Source organism: Methylobrevis pamukkalensis, from assembly GCF_001720135.1.
Lineage (GTDB): Bacteria > Pseudomonadota > Alphaproteobacteria > Rhizobiales > Pleomorphomonadaceae > Methylobrevis > Methylobrevis pamukkalensis.
Map to the genome: position 1 here is coordinate 1 of NZ_MCRJ01000180.1, position 5,223 is coordinate 5,223.

Annotated in this window: 1 protein-coding gene and 1 pseudogene; one reads left to right on the plus strand and one right to left on the minus strand. The window is 66.8% G+C overall.

The genetic code is table 11. The features are described 5' to 3' along the window. Positions 1-148: 148 nt before the first annotated feature. Positions 149-3,891: pseudogene (locus A6302_RS19200) on the minus strand (vitamin B12-dependent ribonucleotide reductase). A 554-nt stretch (positions 3,892-4,445) separates the two neighbouring features. On the opposite strand from A6302_RS19200, the gene A6302_RS19205 reads away from it, so the two are divergent. Next, the coding region (locus A6302_RS19205; RefSeq protein ID WP_069308375.1) for a response regulator at positions 4,446-5,223 on the plus strand (778 nt) is incomplete at its 3' end.

Here is a 5,223-nt window from a genome sequence, read left to right on the forward strand (position 1 = left end):
CGCTCGCATTTTTGCGCGATAGCGCCATCTGGCACGACCGCGCGTATTTCCAGCTGAACTCTGCGAACTGGCGTTCATTGGTCTCCTTCTGCTCTTCGCATTGCAAAAAAGGGGAGACGTCATGTGACGTCCCCCCCTTTTTTATTCCTCAGCTACAGCCGTTCGTGCTCCCGCACGTCTCGCACTTCAGGCACGTGCCATTCCGCACCATGGTAAAATTCCCGCACTCGTTGCAGCTTTCGCCGACGTAGCCCTGGGCTTTCGCCTGGGCGACGCGGACGGCGAGGTCGGACTGGGCGCGGGCGGCGGGGGTGATTTCGGCGCTGCCGGTTTCCAGTTCGCGGGCGGGGCCCGCGTCGATGTCGCGCTTGAAGGCGGTGGCTGCGGCGCCGCCGCGGGCGGTGACGGTCACCGTGGAGCGGGCGGTGGCGAAGGCCGAGACGTTGCTGACGGCGGTGGCGGTTGCCCCCTGCCCGGCCGCGCCCTTGGGCTCGCCGGCGCCCGGCAGAACCTTGAACCGCTCGGTCTTGCCGCGGACGAGGCCGTGGCTGACCGGGGTCAGCTGCGGCTTCTCCTCGGTGATGCCGCCGCCGATCGAGGTGGCGCTGTCGTCGGGACGGACGTGGGCAAGGTCGTGACGGCCGAGATAGGAGACCGCCAGTTCGCGGAACACGTAGTCGAGGATCGACGTCGCGTTCTTGATCGCGTCATTGCCCTGCACCATGCCGGCCGGCTCGAAGCGGGTGAAGGTGAAGGCCTCCACATACTCCTCCAGCGGCACGCCGTATTGCAGGCCGAGCGAGATGGCGATGGCGAAGTTGTTCATCATCGCCCGGAAGGCCGCGCCTTCCTTGTGCATGTCGATGAAGATCTCGCCGAGGCGGCCGTCGTCGTATTCGCCGGTGCGCAGGTAGACCTTGTGGCCGCCGACGATCGCCTTCTGGGTGTAGCCCTTGCGGCGGCCCGGCAGCTTCTCGCGGTCCCGGATGCGGATCTCGCGCTCGATGATGCGCTCGACGATCTTCTCGGCCGCAACCGCGGCCCGCGCCGCCGCCGACTTCTCGGCCACGATCGCCTCGACGGCGTCCTCGGCCTCGTCCTCGTCGTCGGCGATCAGCTGGCTGTTGAGCGGCTGGCTCAGCTTGGAGCCGTCGCGGTAGAGCGCGTTGGCCTTGAGGGCCAGGCGCCAGGACAGCATGTAGGCTTCCTTGCAATCCTCGACCGTCGCCTCGTTCGGCATGTTGATGGTCTTGGAGATCGCGCCCGAGATGAAGGGCTGGGCCGCCGCCATCATGTGGATGTGGCTGGTGACCGACAGGTAGCGCTTGCCGAGCCGGCCGCAGGCGTTGGCGCAGTCGAACACCGGCAGGTGCTCGGGCTTCAGGAAGGGCGCGCCCTCCAGCGTCATCGCCCCGCAGATGTGGGTGTTCGCCGCCTCGATGTCGGCCTTGTTGAAGCCGAGGTAGGAGAGCAGGTCGAAGGCCGGGTCGTTCATCAGGTCGGCGGTGACGCCGAGCCGCGCCATCTCCTCCTCGCCGAGGGTCCAGCGGTTGAACACGAACTTGATGTCGAAGGCCGACTTCACTGCCCCGCGCAGCTTCTCGATCGCCTCGGGCGAGAAGCCCTTGGCGGCAAGACGGCCGGGGTTGACCGCCGGCGCCTGGTCGATCGAGCCGTGGCCGACCGCATAGGCCTCGATCTCGGCGATCTGGTTTTCCGGGTAGCCGAGGGCACGCAGCGCTTCGGGCACGGCGCGGTTGATGATCTTGAAGTAGCCGCCGCCGGCGAGCTTCTTGAACTTCACCAGCGCGAAGTCGGGCTCGATGCCGGTGGTGTCGCAGTCCATGACGAGGCCGATGGTGCCGGTCGGGGCGATCACCGAGACCTGCGCATTGCGGAAGCCGTGGGCCTCGCCGAGCGACAGGGCCTTGTCCCAGGCAGCCTTGGCGGCCGCCACCAGCGCGGCGTCTTTGCAGGCGCCGCTGTGGTCCAGCGGCACCGGATCGATCGACAGGCCCTCATAGCCCGAGGTGGCGCCATGGGCGGCGCGGCGATGGTTGCGGATCACCCGCAGCATGTGCTCGGCGTTCTGGGGGTAGCCCGGGAAGGTGCCGAGCTCGGCCGCCATTTCCGCCGAGGTCGCGTAGGAAATGCCGGTCATCACCGCCGAGATCGCGCCGCAGATCGCCCGGCCCTCGTCGCTGTCGTAGGGAATGCCCGACGACATCAGCAGGCCGCCGATGTTGGCATAGCCGAGGCCGAGGGTGCGGAACTCGTAGGAGAGACGCGCGATTTCCTTCGACGGGAACTGCGCCATCAGCACCGAGATCTCGAGCACCATCGTCCACAGCCGCACGCCATGCTCGAAGCCGTCGACGTCGAAGGAGTTGTCGGCGTTGCGGAAGGTGAGCAGGTTCAGCGAGGCGAGATTGCAGGCCGTGTCGTCGAGGAACATGTATTCCGAGCACGGATTGGACGCGCGGATCTCTCCCGACGCCGGGCAGGTGTGCCAGTCGTTGATGGTGGTGTGATACTGCAGGCCCGGATCGGCCGAGGCCCAGGCGGCGTGGCCGATGTCTTCCCAGAGATCACGGGCCTTCAGCGTCTTCATCACCTTGCCGTCCTTGCGGGCGGTCAGGTTCCAGTCGCCGTTGGTCTCGACCGCGCGCAGGAACTCGTCGTGACGCGCACCGAGTTGTTCGAGTTCTGGCCCGAGACGGTGAGATAGGCCTCCGAATCCCAGTCGGTGTCCAGCACCGGGAAGTCGATCGACGTGTAGCCCTGGCGGGCGAACTGGATCACGCGGCGGATGTAGTTCTCCGGCACCGACGCCTTCTTGGCGGCGCGGATCTCGCGCTTCAGCGCGGGGTTCTTCATCGGGTCGAAGCAGTCCTCGCCCTCGCCCTCGCAGTTGATGCAGGCCTTCATGATGGCGCTGAGGTGCTTGGAGCAGGCCTTGGAGCCGGCCACCAGCGCGGCGACCTTCTGCTCCTCGCGGACCTTCCAGTTGATATACTGCTCGATGTCCGGATGGTCGGCGTCGACCACGACCATCTTGGCGGCGCGGCGCGTGGTGCCGCCCGACTTGATGGCGCCGGCCGCGCGGTCGCCGATCTTGAGGAAGCTCATCAGGCCGGACGAACGGCCGCCGCCGGAGAGCTTCTCGCCCTCGCCGCGCAGACGCGAGAAGTTGGAGCCGGTGCCCGAACCGTACTTGAACAGGCGCGCCTCGCGGACCCACAGGTCCATGATGCCGTTCTCGTTGACGAGATCGTCCTCGACCGACTGGATGAAGCAGGCGTGCGGCTGCGGATGCTCGTAGGCCGAGGCCGAGCGCGTCAGTTCACCGGTGATGTAGTCGACGTAATAGTGGCCCTGGCCCGGACCGTCGATGCCGTAGGCCCAGTGCAGGCCGGTGTTGAACCACTGCGGCGAGTTGGGGGCGCAGCGCTGGGTGGCGAGCATGTAGCGCAGCTCGTCATGGAAGGCCGAGGCGTCTTCCTCGGTGGTGAAATAGCCACCCTTCCAGCCCCAGTAGGTCCAGGTGCCGGCGAGACGGTCGAAGACCTCGCGGGAATCGGTCTCGCCGCCGGTGCGCTCACCCTCGGGGAGCTTCGCCAGCGCCGCCTCGTCGGGCACCGAACGCCACAGCCAGGAGGGAACCGTCTCCTCCTCGACCTTCTTCAGCGCCTTCGGCACGCCGGCCTTGCGGAAATACTTCTGGGCGAGAATGTCGGCGGCGACCTGGCTCCAGGACGACGGCACCATCAGATTCTCGGCGCGGAAGACGACAGAGCCGTCCGGATTGCGGATCTCGCTCGTGGCTGCACGAAACTCGAGCTCCGCATAGGCCGACCGTCCCGCCGTCGTAAACCGCCGTTCAACCCGCATCGTCTTCGTCCTTCCAGATATAGTGTCCGCAGTCGGGACATTTCCCAACATATGGCGCCGTTCAGAGAGTGAGCCAATCGGGGGCGCGGGTGTCATCAACAGCGCAGGACGGTTATCCACGAAACTATCGCGGATCCGGCACGCCTCGACTTTCCCGTTTGACGCCCTGTCCCGTTTCGCGCAGCCGAGGCGCGTCGATTCGGGGATGGCAACGTCCGTGAGCGGTGGATGAAAAGTTCGGAAAACCGCGTCGTCCGCGCGTTTTCCCAACGCTTTCAATCTAGGCGAGTCGGACGAGCGCGGTCAAGCTATAGTGTCTCACATTCACGCTATCCCTACATATGGTGTGTGTATGGGCATTTCGCCGACGCGATTCTCTAAAATTGAGTTAATCTTTTCATCAAATCCGAGGCTCCTCCCGAAGGCTTCCGCAGGGCTTTTCCGCTTAGCTGCGGAGGGTTCGCGCCGATGCTCCCGGCGCCCGCACCAAAGAAGGCCGGACCGCCGCGACGGCGAGATCCGGTCCCTCTTTCAGCAGCAGGAACAGGCGGTCGATGATCCATCACAGCAGCTACGGTTTGCCCGCCGAATTCCTCGACATCATCGTGATCGAGGATTCCAAGCCGATGCAGATGATGATGCGCTCCATGCTGTCCGGGCTGCATGCCCGCCGGATCCGCTGCTTCGAGTCGGCCGAGGACGCGCTGGAGGCGATGCTGGCCGAGCCGCCGAACCTGATCATCACCGACTGGCGCCTGCCGGGCATGTCCGGCTACCAGCTCCTGCGCACGATCCGCATGAAGCAGATGGCACCGCTCTCCTTCGTGCCCCTGCTGGTGCTCTCCGCCCACGCGACCCGCGCGGCGGTGGAGCGGGCGCTCCGCGCCGGCGCAAACCACTTCCTCGTCAAGCCGGTCTCGCCGGCCTGCGTCGTCAAGTGGGTCGAGCGGACCCTGAAGGACGCGCGCCGCTTCAAGATGACCGACACCGGCCACTATGTGATCGACGGTGTGGAGGAGGCGCTGTCGTCCCATCGCGGCCGCCACGACACGCTGGCCCGCGCCCGCATCTTCCACGACCGCAGCTTCCGCCGCATCGTCGAGGCCCAGACGGAGGTGGACCGCATTCTCGCCCGCAGCCTGCCGGACGACGTGATCGACGGCGCGCCGCCTGCCCCGGTTCCGAGGCCGGCCGCGGCGCCGGCCACTGCGCCGACCACTGCGCCCGGGGGGCGGTACCGGCGTCTTGCCCCTGCCCCCGAGCCGGAGCCGAAGGCGGCGGTGACCGCAGCGCCGACGCCCGCCCCGGAACCGCCGGCGCCGAGACGCGCCG